The organism is Filimonas lacunae (assembly GCF_002355595.1).
In the GTDB taxonomy this organism is placed as follows: domain Bacteria; phylum Bacteroidota; class Bacteroidia; order Chitinophagales; family Chitinophagaceae; genus Filimonas; species Filimonas lacunae.
In genome coordinates this window covers 1,705,084-1,723,612 of the sequence record NZ_AP017422.1, presented here as the reverse complement: position 1 = coordinate 1,723,612, position 18,529 = coordinate 1,705,084, and the positions used below count along the sequence as shown (strand labels likewise).

Below are 18,529 nucleotides of genomic sequence, written 5' to 3'. Positions count from 1 at the left end.
AAGGTACATCAGTTGGCCGCAATGGCTGCAATTTCTATATGCGCCTTCCTGGGCAACTCCTTCACCCCAATGCAAACCCGCGCCGGAAAAGCATCTGTGAAATAACCGGCATAAATATCATTCACCACTGCATAATCATCCATCGAGGTAAGATAAATAGTAACACTGGTCAGGCGCTGGTAATGCAACTGGTACTTCGCCAGCACAGCCCCCAGATTATCCATTACCTGTTTTACCTCTGCTTCAAAGCTGTCAGTTACTAATTCACCCGTAACAGGATGCACCCCTACCAGCCCCGATATATACCAGGCATTATTTGCAAACACGGCATCCCTGAATGGTAAAGCAGCTCCGGCGGCAACCGGCTTTCCTTTTTCTATCATACTGTCATTGTTTTGGCTAACAAACCTCCTTATTTTCATAGCACTGCCCCTGGTACAGATGCTGCATATATCACTGTAACAGATACAACAACACCCATTTTTTGCGTACTTTACCCAACAGAACCCGGTTATATGAGAGAACCTGCTTACATAGGCCTGGCCAATAAAATTGCCGGCATGATTGATAAAGGCATTTACAAAGCCGAAGACAAACTGCCTTCTTTACGCAGCCTGCATAAAGAGAACGGATTAAGCATAGGTACCGTATTGCAGGCATTCAACCACCTGGCGGATCAGGGACTGATTACCGCATACGAAAAATCAGGCTACTTTGTAAACCCGCACAAAGCACCTAAACTGCCGGTGCCACAACCTGTTGCCCCCTCTTTGTCTACCAGAAGTGTTCATATAGACCAGCTGTTGCAAAAGCTGGCGCGGGAAAGCACCAGCAGAAACTTTGTTTCCTTTGCCGGGGCATTACCTGATGACAGGCTACTCCCTTTCAATGGCATAAAGCGCGCCATACAACAAACCTCGCGTGACATCAGCGGCGATTACCTGAGAATGGAAACACGGCAGGGCAATGCACTGCTACGTGCTGAAATAGCCAAACGTTCTTTCTTATGGAAGGGGGCTATACATGCCGACGAACTCATTATCACTAATGGGGCCACCGAAGCCATATTATGTGCGCTACAGGCGGTTACTAAACCCGGCGACACCGTGCTGGTACAAGACCCTTGTTATTATGGCATTATGCAGATACTGGAATGCCTGCATCTGAAAATAGCCACCATCCCCTCCCATCCCGAAACAGGTATAACTATAGAAGACTTTACCAATGCCTGCCAACAGCTGGCGGTAAAGGCCTGTATTCTGGTAAGCAATTACAACAACCCAGATGGCGCCGTTATCAGTACCGATATCAAAAAACAACTGGCGGCCTATGCCAATACGCAACAGCTGCCTATTATTGAAGACGACCTGTATGGCGAACTATTTTTTACCGGTAGCCGCCCCGATACCATTAAAGCCTACGATACCGATGGCTGGGTTCTATATTGCAGTTCCTTTACCAAAACACTGGTTCCCGGGTTTCGCATCGGCTGGTGCGCAGGTGGCAGGTTTACCTATGAAATAACACGTATTAAATCCATGCACAACGGTGCTACTTCTAATTTCAGTCAGCGCGTAATACAGCTTTTGTTGTCTTCCGGCAGTTACGACAGGCACCTGCATCAATACCGCCGCGCCCTGCACCACAACCTGGTAAAAACCACCCGCATCATTGAACAGCATTTTCCACCCGGCACACGCATCACCAGCCCCACAGGCGGCCTGGTGCTATGGCTGGAACTACCAGACACCATCCACACTTCCCAATGCCAGGATATTGCTTTTCAGCACCATATCACCTATACGCCCGGCGAACTGTTTTCTTCCAAAGGCGACTATACCCAATACCTGCGCATTAGTCTGGGCAATTTTTGGGAGCCCAGGATAGAAAAAGCATTGATTACACTGGGCGGACTCCTGAACCAGTCATCTGTTACAGTATAATATCCTGTTTCTGTATCTGTTCCCATACCATCTGTTATAGTTTCTTTGATGTATGATTACAGCAAACGAACTCACACAATACAGGGAAGCTACCAGCGGCACCCGGCAAATCATACACTTCAATAACGCAGGCGCCTCACTGCCACCCGATATAGTGGTAAATACCGTAACAGACTACCTGAGAGAAGAAGCGCTGGCAGGTGGTTACGAAACAGAATACAAATACCAGCACCAGCTGGAAGAAACCTACACGCTCATTGCCCGGCTAATCAACGCGCAGGCCAATGAAATAGCCATTGTAGAAAATGCCAGCACCGCCTGGGGCTATGCTTTCAACGGCATACGTTTTAAAAAAGGCGATGTGGTCATTACCTCAGAAATGGAATATATCACCAACCTGCTGGGCTTTCTGCACCTGAAACAAACCCACGGCATTGAAATACAGGTAATACCTAACGATGAGCAGGGCCACTTTCCACTGCACCAGCTGGAAGCTGCCATTACACCTGCCACCCGGTTAATTGCCATTACGCATATCCCCTCTACCGCAGGTACTGTGTTGCCCATAGAAGAGATAGGTAGCATTGCCCGCAAACACGGCATTTTATACCTGGTAGATGCCTGCCAAACCGCAGGACATATACCTATTGACGTAACAAAAATTCAATGTGATATACTATCTGTTACGGGTAGAAAATACCTGCGCGCTCCCCGTGGCACCGGCTTTTTATATGTTAGAGAAGAAGTACAGGACCAGCTGGATGTAATGCTGATTGATGGACATACCGCCACCCTTATCAGCGAACATGCGTATGAACTAAGGCAGGACGGCAGACGTTTTGAACTATACGAGAAAAGCCGCGCACTGGCATTGGGCCTGGGTAAAGCCGTAGCGTATGCATTGGAAATAGGTGTAGACCGCATCTGGCAACGCATTCAATTACTGGCTGGCATCATGCGCGCTCAGTTAAAAAACATACCCGGTGTTACCGTTCATGACATAGGCCCTGTGCAATGCGGCATTATTACTTTTTCAGTAGCAGGTATAGATAGCCAAAACATTAAAACACAACTGGCGCAGCAACACATCAACGTATCGGTAGGGCTGTCCAAATCTACCCTGCTGTATATGAACAAACACCAGCTCATCAGCGTAGTGAGGGCTTCTGTACACTACTATAACACCGAAGAAGAAATAGCCGCCCTTTGCCAGGCGCTCATTAACATTATACGGGCATAATGCCCAAACAGTGCCTGTAACAATATGGATTATGGTAGCGCCTGCTGCACCATTGCGCAGTAACAGCATCACTTATCCTGGTGATAACTATAAAAAAATAAACCCTCAACAGCAGCTTTATGAAGCCGCCGCCGAGGGTTTTCACTTTCACCACTACAACAAACTATTGCTTTTCGGGCAACGACACCAGGCGTATATAGTTATTCCCTCCCAGGTAATCTTTAGCCGCCTGCTGTACCTTTTGCACGGTAACAGCATCCAGCAGCTTACCCTTATTATAAATAGCACCCAATGGCTCATTGTTCTGGTATTGACTATTGATATAATTAATCCAGAAGCCATTTGATTCTAAAGCCGTTTTCAACGAAGCGCGGCTTTCCGCTTTGTACTTATCCAGGTTCACCTCTTCAGGGCCATTCAGCTTCAGTTTATTAATTTCATCCAGTGCAGAAGCTATCAGCTTATCTACATTCGCCGGCGCACAGCCAAAGCCAATGGTAAACGCATAACGCCCGGCAGGATACTTGTTAAAATTAACATCTGCGTTAGGTGTATACACCCCTCCTTCTTCTTCGCGCAAACGCTCCAGCAAACGCAGGTTTATCACCTTGGCCAATGCCTGTAACGTACTGTTATTTTCTTCACTGAACTGGTAATCGCCGCTAAACACCAAACGCACAGTAGCCTTATCTTCCTTACCACTGTATACATTCCTTTCAATCACGCCCGCAGGGATATGAATGCCCAGGTCACGCGCTTCTTCGTGCTTGTGTGTAGCAGGCAATGAACCCAGGTAGGTTTCCAGCAAAGGCTTTAACACCGCTGTATCCACACTGCCTACAAACAGGAATGTGAAGTTGCTGGCATCGGCAAAACGCTCTTTATAAATAGCATATGCCCTGTCCAGGTTAATCTGGTCAATCTTTTCCAATGTAGGCCCGGTACGGCGTACGTTGTAATTACCCAATACTGCATTCACGGTATCGTTATAAATGCTGGATGGATCGCTGGCACGGTTAGCCAGGCTACCTTTTAAACGGGTAATGATATTCTGGAACAGATCTGCATCTTTACGGGGAGCTGTATAAAACAGGTACACCAGTTGCAACATGGTTTCCAGCTCAGCAGGCGCAGCACTGCCATTAAAGCCCTGTGTGCGGTCAGAGATAAAAGGCGCTACATTCAGTTGCTTACCACTCAGATATTTATCTAACTGTTGGCTATTATAGTCTCCTACGCCACCTGCATCAATAATACCTGGTGCATATACCGCCGACTGGTAATCGGCATCACTATATAAAGAAGTGCCGCCCGGCGCAAAGGCCGTAAACCCAATTTCATTGTTCTTAAATGTGGTAGGTTTTACCAGCACCGTTACCCCATTGCTAAGGGTATATTTGGTAACTCCTACTTCTGTTATCTGCTCCGTACGGGTAATTTTACCGGCAGCAGGTTTGGCAGCCAGCAAAGGCTTATCTGCTACTACATCTTTATAGGCATCCATCGGCTCCTGCTCTACTGTATGCAACCAGCCATTTACAGTAGCTTCATCCGGCAGCTTCGCCTTATCTTTTTGTGGTGCCATGATAATGATATCACGGTCTGTGTTTTTACTGTAGGTTTTCAATACTGCATTAATATCTGCCACAGCAATACCGGGCACTATCGCATTCACCAGCTGATACTCTTTATCCAGCCCCGGCACTGCCGTACCTGCTAAAAAGTATTGCATGTATTGTTTCACATATACATCCGACCCTGTTTTATTTTTCTCTTTCCACGCGGCAGCCATTTTGCTCAGGTAATCCTGCTTAGCCCTGTCCAGCTCTGCCTGCGTAAAGCCCAAACGTTTTGCACGTTCCAGCTCCCGCCACACCGCTTTTACGCCGGTTTCCAATCCACCACTGGCTACACCCGCACTGGCGCCGAATATCTGCAGGCCACCCAAAAAGCCCTGTAAGCCCGCGCCCCCTTTTAAGAAAGGAGGATTGGCCTGTTTGCCTAACTCACTGTAGCGTTGACTCAGCATCATGTTAAACAACATCTCTACAATGCTGTTGCGATAATCCGCTTCGGTAACAACAGGCTTTTGCTCAAACTTGGAAACTATTTCAATAGAAGTACTGGGCATTTCCGGATCAGTCACCACCAGGAACTGGTTTTTACCCGTAAGCGGTATGGTATACTTCACGCGCTTCTTTTCTTTCTTAGGATTCACCAGCGTGCTAAAACGGGCCTTAATCACCTGCTCCATTTCATTCACATCAATATCCCCCACCACAATCAAAGCCTGTAAATCGGGGCGATACCAATCGTGATAAAACTCCCGCAATGTTTCCGGCTTGCTGAATTTCAGCACCGTATCAATACCAATAGGCATTCTATCCGCATAACGGGAATGGTTCATGATCACCGGAAAAAACTGCTGCATCATCCTGTCCTGCGCGCCTTTTTTCAAACGCTTCTCTTCCAGTATCACCCCTCTTTCCTTATCAATTTCAGCAGCATCCAGGGTGGCTTCCTGTGCCCATTCACGCATAATAGTAAGACCATTGTCCAGCAGTTCTTTATTATCTGTTGGCAAAGGCAGCTGGTATACGGTTTCGTCGTACGATGTATAGGCATTTAAATCGGCCCCAAAACGTACACCCGATTTTTGCAGGTAGTTCACCAGTTCATTCTTAGGGAAATGCGTGGTGCCGTTAAAGCTCATATGCTCTATAAAATGCGCCAGACCGCGCTGCTCTTCTGTTTCCAGTATAGCACCTGCTTTATTTACCAGGTATAACGTTACGCGCTTTTTAGGCTCTTCGTTATGCCTGATATAATAGGTAAATCCGTTAGGCAGCTTACCCGTGCGCACCGCAGTGTCCAGGGGTAAGGCCTTATGGCCCTTTTGCGCCTGCGCGCCCAGGGCAGCTAATGTGTAACCGGCAGTAAATAGCAGCGCCGGCCGGCTTAACCAATGTATTACGTTCATTCCTTATTGTTTATTTGCACTCAATGAAGCCGACTGTTTTGTCTCTCCTTCTTTCTTCAATAGTTCCACCACATAACTGATCTCTTCCGCCAGTGCAATATGGTTATCGTTACCAGCACTGCTCCACCAACGGATAACACCGTTCTGATCTATAATCACTTTTTCAGGAATGCCATTAAAATGCAGTACCTTTTTAAAGTCCTGGTAAGCCTGATCCAGCTGTTGTGTGCTGTCGTTTTTGTTATCATACAACACTCTGAAATCGTACTTCTTAGCGGTGATAAAAGAATCGATCATACGCTTATAACGCGGGCTTTGCTCCAGGGTGGCAATAAAGTAAAACGCTACATCCTTATCGTTCTTATATCGCTCAACCGCCAGCTGCATGCCCGGCATCGCTGCTTTACAAGGATAGCACCAGGTAGCCCAGAAATCCAGCACCACTATCTTACCCTTCTGTGCTTCCAGCGTTACAGTGGCCCCTTTGGTATCTTTCAGGCTCAGCGCAGGCGCTGCCGCCTTCATCATGGCTTTGCGTATATTAGCATGTTCCCTTTCCGTACCTTCTTTCGACTTCATAGCCACCACATAAGCAGGAAATGCTTTTTCATCACCCTTGTTTTTCCCGTAATCAGCTTTCAGCACTTTCATCATATCACCTGTAAACTCGTTGGCATACACTGCCGCCTTTACATAGGCCACCGCTTCCTGCTCTTTTTTATCGTGCATTAACAGTTTCACATACAAATCGTTAAACGGAGTGCTGCTATAACCAATACTCTCGTGCAGCATAGGATAAAACGTACCCGCTTCGGCATAATCACCCGCTTCGTATAACAGTTTGGCATAGTTAGTAAATACCAGCCGTTGCTGGTTCATATAAACAGCAGGCCATTCAGAAGCAGCATAAATGCCACGGCCCGAAACAGCCGCATCCGTGTTATATAATCTAGAGAGCATATTTTTCATATATGCTTTACCTATGTCATACGCCTGTGCCTCAGTAATAGGTGGCTCTGTCTGATGAAATGGAAATTCTACATAATGCAGGTACAGGTAGGCCAATAAATTCATCGGGGCCTGGTCGGCCATTTTTTTCAAACCTTCCAGATCTTTCTTCCGGAATAAAGTAATGCCTTCAAAATTAAAGTTGTTGGCAAAATAACTGTTACCCCAAACAGGATTACTATAATCAGCAAAAGGATAGGTATTATCAGGATACGTTTGCAAAAAGCTGTACCATTTTTGCAAATGCTCTTCCGCGTTCATGTTCAGGGCTATCTTATTAATCTCTTCCTCCCTGGCCGCCAAACCAGTGGGATACTTAGACAGTATTATTTTCAATACAGAATCAGACGAAGGTCTGTTATGCAATACACTCTGATACACCCTCTTTACAGTTAACATTTCCTTTTCACTTACATCCGGCAGCTCCATAATTTCAGACGCCCCTGCACGCAAGATAGAATCCGTTTTCTCCGGTGTAAAAAAAGCAGCAAACGTGGTAGCTATTTCATAAAACAAATGCCTTCTTACCTGTACGTTTGCCCACTCTTTACCAAGGTATAAACCCACAGCAAACCGGGCCTCAAATAACGACTCCGGGCTAACAATATCTAACATCATGGCATCAGCCTGCGGGCGGCGCATCAGCGCATACTCCGAATAAGCACCCGGGGCTAACTGCCCGCTGTTGTCGTGAATTAAAACAACATAAGGCCATTTATTCCCTCTGTCAATACTATCCCCCGTATAAAAGCGACAGCACAACAAAGAAGCCCCTTCGGGTACCAGCTTAGCACCCACCCACGCCGTATCAGTTTTAGTCATGGGCAGGTCAACTCCCTGCCAGGTAAAATTTTTAAAGAAATAAATATACCCTTTCACGTTAGAGGCAGGAACGCGGGGCCTGTACACAGCACGAAAGGTATCGCCCTGGTTCACTACAGGAACAGTCCACGAAAACACAGGCGGCTCCTGCGGTTGCTGTTGCTGCGGCTGCTGTGCCGCTGCATTAAGGCATGCGAGTGTTAATATACCACCCGCCAGCAGGCGGATGGTACGTACAGATGTGATCATGTTCACGAAATGCTATTTAAATATGGATAATGCTACCTGTTAGGGATTAGGAGTTAAATTAGGATTACCCTGTAATTCATTATAGGGTATTGGAAACAAAGCATAGGAGGATTTCCAGCCTGTTTTTTCTGCCCCCAGCACGGCATCTATTGTACCGGTACGCTTCAAGTCAAAATAACGATGGCCCCACTCGCCAAACAACTCAACCCTACGCTCCTGCATAATTACAGTTGCAGCTGTTTCCAGCGAAGAGATAGAAACATTGCCCAGGCCTGCACGACTGCGAATGCTGTTAACATCCTTTTCTGCATCCGTATAGTTACCCTCATGCGCCCTGGCCTCTGCCCTTACCAGGTACAGCTCTGCCAAACGCAGCGGCGTATGCGCTTCATGTGGGTTAGCCACTGTAACTGCTGAGTTACGCACCAGTTTAAATTTATAAGGATAAGTGTAGGTAACACCACCTACCGTGTTAGATTTCAGCCACTGACTCTTACGCTTATCACCTGTTTCAAAAGCATTGTTCATCCAGGTAGTTACAAAAAATGTAGGCGCTGATAAAGCAGAAAGTGGCACATATGCATTGCCCTGCGCAGTTTCATCCCCTTTAATGGTAGAAGGCACCTGCCAGATGGCTTCGCGGCTGTTTATCAGAAAAGTACTGTCCAGGTTAGTAACCAGTCCATAATTACCACCTATCACCTCTGTAGCCGCAGCTTCCGCCTGCGCCCATTGCTTACGGTATAAATACACCCTTGCCAGGAAAGCCTTTACAGCATATTTATTCACCCTGTATTTAGTAAGCGGTAGCGGATCTGTTTGCAAACGCTGGTAAGCATCTTCCAGGTCGGCTACCACCTGCTGATTGATAGCAGCGGTATCGGCCCTGGGCAGTAATGCAGTAACCCGGTAATCGGTAACCAGGCAAAGCGGCACACCGCCATATAGGTTCATCATCGTAAAATGAAACCAGGCACGTAAAAACTTCGCTTCTCCAATAAGCCTGTTCTTCAGCGCATCATTGATACCTGTGCTGGCATTCACCCCTTCTATCACCGCATTGGCCTGGTAAATAAACTTATAGGCCGGCGTCCACAAATAATTTTGATTGTACACATTCGTAACAGTAATGCTATTAGCTGCAAACTCCTTGTAGGCAGTGATATAAGATACCGCATCATACTCATCGGCCACCATACCCGCAAAAGTGCCTGAAGCCTCATTACCTATGCTTAGCGAGCTGCTGGACTGCCCTATCATACCGATATAAATACCTGTAATGGCTGCAGTAGCATCTGCACTATCTGCAAAAACCTGCGCAGGGCTGATAGTATCCGGTGAGGAAGGAATATCAGAAAACTTCTTACATGAAGCAGCCAGCAGCGCAATTGCTGCACAAACAGCAATGGCTTTACGGCTTATATTTTGATGTAAATACTGCATAATTAAAAGTTGAATTGTAACCCGGTAGAAATTGATTTTAACGGAGGAATACCATAGTAGTTCTGCGTTTCAGGATCATGCCCCTTATACCCTGTTATTACAAACAGGTTTTGCGCATTTACATATACACGGCAACTGCTCATTTTTACCTTCTTCAAAAAGCCCCCATCTAAACTATAGCTGATACCTAAAGTTTTAAAACGGATATAAGAAGCATCACTGTAGGCAAAATCAGACAGCTTTGCATACGTTTGCGTAGTATTGGCAGTAACCGAAGCCCCAAATGCCAACTGGCTGAATTTCTGGTAAGTGGCTTTATCCCCTTGCTTTGTCCAGTTATTCATCACTTCTACAGGCATATTCACCATAGTACCCGGTGTATAACCTAACGAATAAATAAAGTTGGGTCCCATCTGCTTTCTGAACTCCAGGAACATATCCACCTGAAATTTCTTATAGGTAAACGTGTTGCGGAAACCACCAAAATAACGGGTATCCAGGTTGCCCAATATAAACCGGTTATCACCATTCAACGCGCTGGGCGAAGATGTTTTGCTACCGCCTTTGGTATTGAATTGATACAAACCGGTAGTATCATTGATACCCGCATAGCTGTACCCCTGTATAGTGCTGGTAGATTTGCCCAACACGTACATGTTCGCATAATTAGAAGCAGCCAGTCCCGGAAATGCTACCAGCTTATTGCTCGGAACAGTTACATTCAAAGCGGTTTTCCAGTTGAAATTTTTATTCTTAACCGGCGAAGCACCCACCGTAAACTCCCATCCGCTGTTCTGTATCACGGCCTGAAAATTAGTAGTTACCGTAGTAAAACCCGTTTGTGATGGCAACTTATATTGTACCAGCTGATCACTGGTGCGGTTACGATACCAGGTAATACCCAATAAAATTTTATCACCCCACAAACCAGCATCCAGTCCTGCTTCCAGCTTCTTTGTTGTGCTCCAGCTGTAGTCAGGATTATCTGGGTTTTGCGGCGCATAGCCCAGGCTGCCGTTATATATGTTGTTGGCACTGATGATTTTCCAGTTAGAATAATATTGGTAATTATTTACGTTATCATCACCCGTAATACCAAAACTGCCACGCAGTTTACCAAAGCTCAGCACAGGCAATGCCTTTTTCACAAAAGCTTCCTCCGAGAATATCCATCCCGCCCCTACAGCGCCAAACTTCGCGTTACGTCTGTTTTTAATAAACCTGCTGCTGCCATCCATCCTGCCCGTAAGGTTTACAATATAACGGGTATTATATACATAGTTAATGCGGCCGAAAGCAGCACTATACTTATAAGGATTATATGCTTCATCCAATGTAATAACACCGGCCGACTTAATAGAATTTAACAACAGGTCGTTAATAAAACCAGTACCTACCAGCGTGGTTCTGTTACTGGTCATTTTCTGGAAAGTCATACCTGCCAGCACATCCAGCTTACCATTCCCTATTTTACGGTTATAATTCAGTTGCGGCTCTATATTCCAGGTATAACTGCTGCTGTTGTTTTTGGAAGCAACAGCGTCACGGCCAAAAGCGTAAGGACTTTGCGACATCAAAGGAAATTTCCGGTACTCAGTTCCCGTAAACAAACTATACCCTAAGGCTGTTTTAAAAGTAAGCCCTGACAGAATACGGTAATTCAAAGTCAGGTTCAGCAACAGGTTTTGCGAACCCACATTAGCCGTTTGATACAGATAGGCATAAGGGTTTTGAAAACTGGTGGAAATGTTATTAGAAGTAATACCCTTAAACACCCATGCCAGCGACCCGTCTGCATTCAGCAGATCAGGAAAGTTAGGCGGCAAGGTAAACGCAGAGGAAATACCGGGTCCGCCAGGTAAATTATTACGGTTATAAGAGTAGCCCGAAGTAAGATCTACCGTAAAACGCCTGTCTGTAGACTGATGATGAATAGTGGCGTTAAACGACATACGGTCGTTAATAAAACTGCCGGGAAAATTAGTACCTTCCCTGCCATAACCAACCCCCATTGAAAAAGTGTTGGAGGAAGAGCCTCCAGATAAAAACAGGCTGGCATTCAGCGAACCGGCAGTTTCCCCATATAAATCATGTAAAAAATCAGTGTTCTTTGCAGAGTCAAACACCAGCAGGTCCGGTGCATAGTTACTGCCAACATTCAGGCCCGGCGTTTGGTTATCATTGATAAAAGCCTGCTTACGCATTTGTAAATATTGTGCAGTATTCATCAAAGGCATGGTGCGGCTTAACCGGCTAAACCCCGTTGCAATATTGCCCGTTAAAGAAGGTTTACCCGCGGCCGCTTTGCGGGTAGTGATCAAAATCACACCGTTAGCGCCCCTGGCACCATATATAGCCGTAGCATCTGCATCTTTCAGCACCTCTATACTTTCAATATCCGCCGGGTTAATATTCGCCAGCGGACTTAAGCCTGGCACACTGTTAGCATCAGCAGCATTTTGTAAAAAGTTAAATGAATTATTCTGCGGTGCAAAAGGCACTCCATCAATAATGATAAAAGGATTATCCAGCGGCTTGCTACCAGGTGTAGAACCAACGGTATTCTGGCCTCTTATCTGTAGTTTAACAGCCGATCCCGACAACCCGCTTTGCGTGGTAACCAACAAACCAGGCACACGGCCTTCCAGTGCAGAAAGCGGGTTAAACACAGGTTGCGATTGAATATCTTCTTTACTTACTTTAGAAATAGAACCCACATTAAAACGCTTGGTAGTAGTACCGTACGCCTGCACTATCGTTTCATCCAGCGGGTTAGTACTGCTTTTTAAAATCACGATCATTTCCCTGCCACGGTCTTTCCAGGGCGAAACCACTTTTGTTTCATACCCCGTAAAAGATACCACCAGTAACACATCTTCACTCGCATTCCTCAATATAAACGCACCCCGGGCATCCGACTGCACAGCCGCTTTAGCTCCTTTAATCATCACGGTGGCACCTACCAGCGGGTTGCCGGCAGAGTCGTACACCACCCCTTTAATATCCGTAGGCGGAGGCGGGGTATATTCCTCTATCACCGCAGCAGACTTCTCTTTCCGGCTTATTAATATCGTTTTACCCTGGATGGTATACTCTAAACGGTCATCTTTAAAACAGGCACGCAGCAGTTCTGTTATGCTCACATCCTTTACCGCCACACTCACTTTCTTCACCTGCCCCAGGCTGGCATAATCAAAAAACACTACATAGCCGGTTTGCTTCTCAATAGCAGCAAACACCTGTTCTACCGATACATCTTTGCCGGTAAAGCTTACCTTTTGGGTAATGCCTTTAGCGCACACATGTAAAGAGGCCACGAGTAATAAAATAGCTGTTATCCTCATAATTCTCAGCAGTTTTTGCCAGGACGCAGATGGTATACCAACGGCCTGAACACCTGACAATGATTTGGGAGCGAAACGACAAAGCGATGCCCCGTAAAAGTAAAATCGCATACTTTCGTACTAGTTTTGGGAGTCAATAAAAATTGTACTGATTTCGAGTCGGTAACATTCTAAGACGGCCATAACATGTACCGGTTTCCGATTGCCGTCGGTTGCCGGTTTTTTATTGCCATCCAGCAGTAGTCTGGTTTTACGTTCTGTTCATGTTTTTTATGCTTGTGGTTTGAATAATCTATCCTTAAGGAAGTACCGTAAGATGACGGCCCTCTACTTTACAATGCACTTTACTTGTTTCCAGCATTTTCAACACTGCCGATAAAGGCAGGTTGCGTTCCAGCTTGCCACCAAACTCACGCTGTGGCACCGCTCCTGCATAACTCACTTCTATATCGTACCAGCGCTCCAGCTGCCTCATTACATCCGGCACACTGGCATGATCGAACAAAAAATATCCTTTCGTCCAGGCTATGAATTGTTCTGCATGTACATCCCTAACCTGCAACATGCCACCTGCATTGCCGGTAGCCTGCTGACCAGGCTCCAGTATATAACTGGACTGCTTTAACTGCGAGTTGCGTATTTTCACCAGCACACTGCCTTGCAGCAACGTAGTGCGTGCTATGCTTTCGTTGGTATAGGCATTCATATTAAAGCTGGTACCCAGCACCGTAACCTGTTGCTGCGGCGTGGTTACCACAAAAGGCGCATTGGATTTAGCTGCTACTTCAAAATATACTTCACCGGTAACAGACACATTACGCTCCTTACCCGTAAAACTTACCGGGTACTCTATACTGGATGCTGCGTTTAACCAGGCCGTAGTGCCATCCGGCAATACCAGTTTATACTGCCTGCCACGTGGTGTGGTAAGCGTGTTCATCAGTGGCTGCCCCACCGGCGCATTGGCAGCTACACCCGGGGCTTTTCCACCATAACTGATCACGCCATCCCGTTTGGTTATGCTGGCGTTGGCCTGGGTGGCAATGTTGCCGTTGGCAGCGCTATCCAGCACCACCTTGCTACCATCTGCCAGTGTTAGCACTGCCCCACTACTGCCGGGCTGAATATCTTTTGCCGCCGCAATAACGGGCGGGGTTTTCTGTTGTGGTGTCTTTGTCCAAACCCATATACCGCCGGCGGCTACCAGCAAAATAGCTGCTACTGCCCACCAGCGGCGTCTGATCAAGGGTATAGGGGAAGGTGACAATCCAACTTTATTTTCAGTTGCAGGAGAAGCAACAATAGTATCGTACATACCCTCCCAGTTTACCGGGTACAACGGTTCTTCCGGCTGCAGACTGCTCCACTGCTGCTGCAACGCACTGTGCAGCAGCTGGTCGTTTTCTGCCTCGCGCACATACTGCATCAGCTCGTCCATTTCCTGGCGGCTGCAGCTGTTGCCGGCAAATTGTTGCATTAAAAATGTTACCCGTTCCGGTCCTGTTTGGTTCATAAGCATGTATTGAAAGGCTGCACACCGCCCTTCTATATATAATGACGGGCGGCGCAAAAAAATGTCATGACGAAATCCAAAAAAGTTTTAAAAAAGTTATAACTGGTTGAAAACGATTGCAAAAGCAATGGCCAGGGTTACGTTATGCTGTTGCAGGTAGGTTCGCACCTGCAATAATACATCTGACATAATATTCCGCACCGTACCCTCACTCAATTGCAAGCGTTGCGCAATTTCGCGGGTGGATAATCCTTCATAACGACTCAGGTGAAATACCGATCTTTTCTGGGCCGAAAGGCGGCTGAGGGCCGTATCTATCAGCCGGCGCACTTCATTCATCTGCAATTGCTCTTCCGTGCTGTTCTGGGCTTCCGAAATCTGTTTCCATACCTTTTCCAGCATGGCATTTTCGTTAGCCACCTTGCGCAGGTAATCGATACACCGGTTGCGCGCCATAAAAAAAAGGTAACCGGCCGGGTTTTCTACCGTAGTGAGGTTGGTACGGTAAGTCCAGAAACGCATAAAAACATCCTGCACCAGCTCTTCTGTAACATGTGCTGTTTTGGTAAAACGGAATATAAAAGTGTAGAGTTTGTTCCGGTTGCTTTCGAAAAACTCCCGGAAAGCCGCTTCATCCCCCGCCGCAATTAAATGCAACAGCGCCGACTCGTTATATGCAGGAGGTATTGACAACAGGGAAAATGATTTTCTCAATGGCAAATGTACAATAATACATTTTGTCAGCCACAAGCCCCTGTTACCGGCGTTGTATCTATGCGGCAACCTGTTATACATTCCCCCTCCCTGCCTGCCCATGAAAAAGCCCTGCCGCCACCAGGCAACAGGGCTTGTATTGTACCCGTTCCGCAGCCGGAAGCGGTTAAAACTTTTGCTGTATCCAGGATACAATGGTATCCAGCGCCATCGGCGAAAATTCTGTTTTCAGTTGTGGGTATTCGTATAAATCGCATTTTTGACAAGCAAGGAACAAATGGTTTACACCCGGTATTACCACCGTGGTTACATCATGATTACCGCCTGCGGCAATATACTGTTTCCAGTTTTCCAGGTTTTCCTTGCAAGCCACCAGGATATCCTTATCTCCATTCAATGCCAGCACAGGTACTTTTACCTGCGCCATTACTTTAGCAGCATTGTAGCTGATAAAATAACGATACCATGGTCCGATAGCTTTGGCTATATAGCTATAATAAGGAAACCGGAAATGATCAAACTCTATGTGTAGCGATTCGAAATAGATACTGTCTTTATGTTTCCATGTAAAGTAGGTTTCCAAAAGCTTCGCTTCCATGTTGGCAGAATCGGCATACTGCAATGCGGTTCTAAACATAAGCGAATCAATTTCATTAGAACGTTTCTTATCATAATCCGGCAAGGCCGATCCATTGACAATATCCTCGTTCTGCTTTATCTGCGAATCGTAACCACCCATAGCCAGGCCTGCCAAACCTACCAGGAAATGTACATCACTGCTTTGTGCTGCCGCAATACACATAGCTGCTCCACCTTCGCTATGGCCCATCAACCCTATTTTAACGGCATCGATCTCTTTCCGTGTTTTCAGGTAAGCCACCGCAGCCAGTGCATCGGCTGCAAAATCACCCGTGGTAGCTGTTGCGTACTCGCCCGTAGTGCTGCCCACGCCCCTGTCATCTACACGCAGCACAGCAATGCCTCTCTCTCCTAAATAATGGGCAATAGTGCTGAACATTTTATGACCGCCCATATCACCATCCTGGTTTTGCGGGCCAGTGCCCGACAATATCACCACTGCTGCACAAGGTTTGCCTGTTACAGGCAGGCTAAGCGTGCCACCAAAAGAAACAGACTTGTCCCCATTCGCAAAGCGCACGCTATCTTCTTTATATTTCGTAAGCTGTGCCTGGCTTACACCTATACCACCGAACAGCACCATAGCCAGCGCTATATATATCCTTCGCATTTACTTCGCTTTTTTAGTCAGTTCAATCAGTTCCACCATTTCATCGGCTAATGCACTGGCACTGCCTTTATATCCTACCGTAATAAAACGCACATGCCCTTTCTTATCTATGATCAGCTTTTGTGGTATCCCTGATATATGAAACAGCTTACACACCCTTTCAAACACTTCTCCGGTATGCTTGCCATCCGTCATAGGGTTATCAAACAATACCTGGAAAGGGAAATTATTTTTAGTAAGATATTGCGCAATCTGCTGCTTATAATTTTTACCTGGTTCTTCCGTGTCTACAAAATAAAACACCACATCTTTATCATTCTTATACTTTTCCACAGCCAGGTTCATTCCCGGAAAAGAAGCCTTACAAGGCACACACCAGGTAGCCCAGAAATCAAGCACTACCACTTTGCCTTTTAAAGACTGCTGGGTTACCACCTTGTTATTTCCATCACGCATGGTCCATGCAAGCATAGGCACATCTATCATTTCATTGTCGGCATCATTGCTTTTAGAAGCAGCTGCATTTTTCAGTGACTGCAGATACTGATCAAATCCTTCCTCCGAACCATGCACCTTTAGATAGCTTTGCTTTAACAGATCTATCATTGCAGGTGAAGCCTGGTTTTCGTACATGCTTTTGATCAGCGCATCATTCACTTCTTTATCCTGCCCGTTCTTTTGCAGGGCCAACACATAAGCATCATTTAAATCAGCTTTTTTAAAATGCTGTGCCTCCTGTGCCATACGCGCATAAAGCAATGCCTCTGCATAGCGTCCTGTGCTGTTGCATATTTCTACATGCGCAAACAACATTGGCTTAGCCACACCGGCAAAAAAATCATTTTCAAAACGACTTTTCCATTCCCGGGCTGTCATCCAGCTAAATATTGCAGTCTGTTCACCGGCAAACTGCTCCATATGTGTTACCAGCTTTTTAGAATAAGGATACAGGAAACTATCACTCAAATCCTTTCGGGCATGCGCCACATCTATTAAACGGTAATACACGTTAATAGTAGTAACATAAGGTAATTGATCTATGTACTTGTCGGCAGCAGTATAATTCTTATTCATGGCACCAAACAAAATGGTAGCCAGGTAAGCGGTATTATAGTCAATCCTGTTAGCCTCATCCAACCACTCCATTCTTTCGCTGTAAGGATATTTAGCCAGGAAAGTATCGGCCATGGCTGCTCTTTTCGGAAAATCCTTCTCGTTAAAAAAGCGACGATAGTAAGCCAGTTTTTGTAATACATTGTTGGGGAAACGGGTATTCAGCAACATCTCCACCGAATCTTTCCTTACAGCGTCTTTCAATAGCTGTGCAGTAATATACCATGCCTTGGCAAGATCTTCCTGCGAAGCATCGGCACGGGTGAGAAAACGTAGTGCCGCGTTTATTTCAGGCAATTTTTCCATTCCATAAGCAGCATACAAAGACCTGGTATAAGGAATTACAAAAACCGATCTGTCTGCTGCCGTTGTAGTAGGCTTTTTCAATTCCATCGTTAACCAGTAAGCCGTAACGGTATCTCCAATAGCATGGCTACCGTCAACATAACCATCAATTGCATAGCCATATCCCGGCGAGCGTAGCAGGCCCCAGGCAGCATAGGCACAGCGCGCATTCAGTCCCGGGTGTGTGGCATCGCTCAACAGGTAACCATAAGTGAGATTGTTGTTATTATCCACCGAATCGCCTGCCTGAAATTTGAAAGTAACAAAAGCCCAATCATCTTTTGTGGCACAAACGCCTTTCCATTTATTATCCCCTGCTGAATCTATTGTCAGATCAATTCCTTTCCATTGGTAAGTGGCATTGGAAAAATAATATACTATACAGGCAATATCCCGCTTACCCTCCAGCGGCGTACCGGCCGCATCGTATGTAAAAGCAAATGAGGTACCGGCAGGGATTACGTCCGGCGTAAATGTCAGGTTTTTATATTGGGCATAGGATACCGGCATCATCGCCAATAACAAACAGCACAATAACAGCTTCACTTTACAATAATTCATTTTTA

General features: G+C 46.1%; 11 protein-coding genes. 2 read left to right on the top strand and 9 right to left on the bottom strand.

All coding sequences use genetic code 11. The annotated features are described in order from the left end of the window. Positions 1 to 8: 8 nt before the first annotated feature. Positions 9 to 383, bottom strand: coding sequence for a Rid family detoxifying hydrolase (locus FLA_RS06890; RefSeq protein WP_076379990.1), 375 nt, complete (start codon positions 381 to 383; stop codon positions 9 to 11). A gap of 132 nt (positions 384 to 515) precedes the next feature. Here FLA_RS06890 and FLA_RS06885 point away from each other — a divergent pair, with 132 nt between their 5' ends. Both FLA_RS06885 and FLA_RS06880 read left to right on the top strand, forming a co-directional pair. Continuing rightward, on the top strand, positions 516 to 1,943 hold the full coding sequence (locus FLA_RS06885) for an aminotransferase-like domain-containing protein (RefSeq protein WP_144264062.1): 1,428 nt from the start codon (positions 516 to 518) through the stop codon (positions 1,941 to 1,943). Positions 1,944 to 1,995: 52 nt separating this feature from the next. Continuing rightward, entirely contained in the window at positions 1,996 to 3,183 is a 1,188-nt protein-coding gene (locus FLA_RS06880; protein WP_076379992.1) for an aminotransferase class V-fold PLP-dependent enzyme, read from the top strand. 163 nt (positions 3,184 to 3,346) lie between these two features. On the opposite strand, the gene FLA_RS06875 is transcribed toward FLA_RS06880, so the two are convergent. The 8 genes from FLA_RS06875 to FLA_RS06840 form a co-directional block, all read right to left on the bottom strand. Then, positions 3,347 to 6,163: a M16 family metallopeptidase gene (locus tag FLA_RS06875; protein WP_076379993.1), complete on the bottom strand. Its 2,817-nt coding sequence runs from the start codon at positions 6,161 to 6,163 to the stop codon at positions 3,347 to 3,349. A 3-nt stretch (positions 6,164 to 6,166) separates the two neighbouring features. Further along, positions 6,167 to 8,242, bottom strand: a complete 2,076-nt coding sequence (locus FLA_RS06870) for a TlpA disulfide reductase family protein (protein WP_076379994.1) — start codon at positions 8,240 to 8,242, stop codon at positions 6,167 to 6,169. A gap of 39 nt (positions 8,243 to 8,281) precedes the next feature. After that, positions 8,282 to 9,685, bottom strand: coding sequence for a RagB/SusD family nutrient uptake outer membrane protein (locus FLA_RS06865; protein WP_076379995.1), 1,404 nt, complete (start codon positions 9,683 to 9,685; stop codon positions 8,282 to 8,284). Positions 9,686 to 9,687: 2 nt separating this feature from the next. After that, the gene (locus FLA_RS06860; protein ID WP_159445122.1) at positions 9,688 to 13,029 is read right to left on the bottom strand and encodes a SusC/RagA family TonB-linked outer membrane protein; all 3,342 of its coding nucleotides are present in this window, start codon (positions 13,027 to 13,029) and stop codon (positions 9,688 to 9,690) included. A 298-nt stretch (positions 13,030 to 13,327) separates the two neighbouring features. After that, positions 13,328 to 14,542: a FecR family protein gene (locus FLA_RS06855; protein ID WP_076379997.1), complete on the bottom strand. Its 1,215-nt coding sequence runs from the start codon at positions 14,540 to 14,542 to the stop codon at positions 13,328 to 13,330. Positions 14,543 to 14,638: 96 nt separating this feature from the next. Next, complete coding sequence (locus FLA_RS06850; protein WP_076380212.1) at positions 14,639 to 15,235, bottom strand: RNA polymerase sigma factor; 597 nt, start codon at positions 15,233 to 15,235, stop codon at positions 14,639 to 14,641. Positions 15,236 to 15,422: 187 nt separating this feature from the next. Next, on the bottom strand, positions 15,423 to 16,505 hold the full coding sequence (locus FLA_RS06845) for an alpha/beta hydrolase family protein (protein ID WP_076379998.1): 1,083 nt from the start codon (positions 16,503 to 16,505) through the stop codon (positions 15,423 to 15,425). Continuing rightward, on the bottom strand, positions 16,506 to 18,524 hold the full coding sequence (locus FLA_RS06840; protein ID WP_076379999.1) for a TlpA family protein disulfide reductase: 2,019 nt from the start codon (positions 18,522 to 18,524) through the stop codon (positions 16,506 to 16,508). Between the last annotated feature and the right edge of the window lie 5 nt (positions 18,525 to 18,529).

What these genes read in the sequence shown, in the direction of transcription:
- FLA_RS06890 (WP_076379990.1), bottom strand. Translation starts at nt 383, where the DNA reads ATGATAGAAAAAGGAAAGCCGGTTGCCGCCGGAGCTGCTTTACCATTC.
- FLA_RS06885 (WP_144264062.1), top strand. Translation starts at nt 516, where the DNA reads ATGAGAGAACCTGCTTACATAGGCCTGGCCAATAAAATTGCCGGCATG.
- FLA_RS06880 (WP_076379992.1), top strand. Translation starts at nt 1,996, where the DNA reads ATGATTACAGCAAACGAACTCACACAATACAGGGAAGCTACCAGCGGC.
- FLA_RS06875 (WP_076379993.1), bottom strand. Translation starts at nt 6,163, where the DNA reads ATGAACGTAATACATTGGTTAAGCCGGCCGGCGCTGCTATTTACTGCC.
- FLA_RS06870 (WP_076379994.1), bottom strand. Translation starts at nt 8,242, where the DNA reads ATGATCACATCTGTACGTACCATCCGCCTGCTGGCGGGTGGTATATTA.
- FLA_RS06865 (WP_076379995.1), bottom strand. Translation starts at nt 9,685, where the DNA reads ATGCAGTATTTACATCAAAATATAAGCCGTAAAGCCATTGCTGTTTGT.
- FLA_RS06860 (WP_159445122.1), bottom strand. Translation starts at nt 13,029, where the DNA reads ATGAGGATAACAGCTATTTTATTACTCGTGGCCTCTTTACATGTGTGC.
- FLA_RS06855 (WP_076379997.1), bottom strand. Translation starts at nt 14,542, where the DNA reads ATGAACCAAACAGGACCGGAACGGGTAACATTTTTAATGCAACAATTT.
- FLA_RS06845 (WP_076379998.1), bottom strand. Translation starts at nt 16,505, where the DNA reads ATGCGAAGGATATATATAGCGCTGGCTATGGTGCTGTTCGGTGGTATA.
- FLA_RS06840 (WP_076379999.1), bottom strand. Translation starts at nt 18,524, where the DNA reads ATGAATTATTGTAAAGTGAAGCTGTTATTGTGCTGTTTGTTATTGGCG.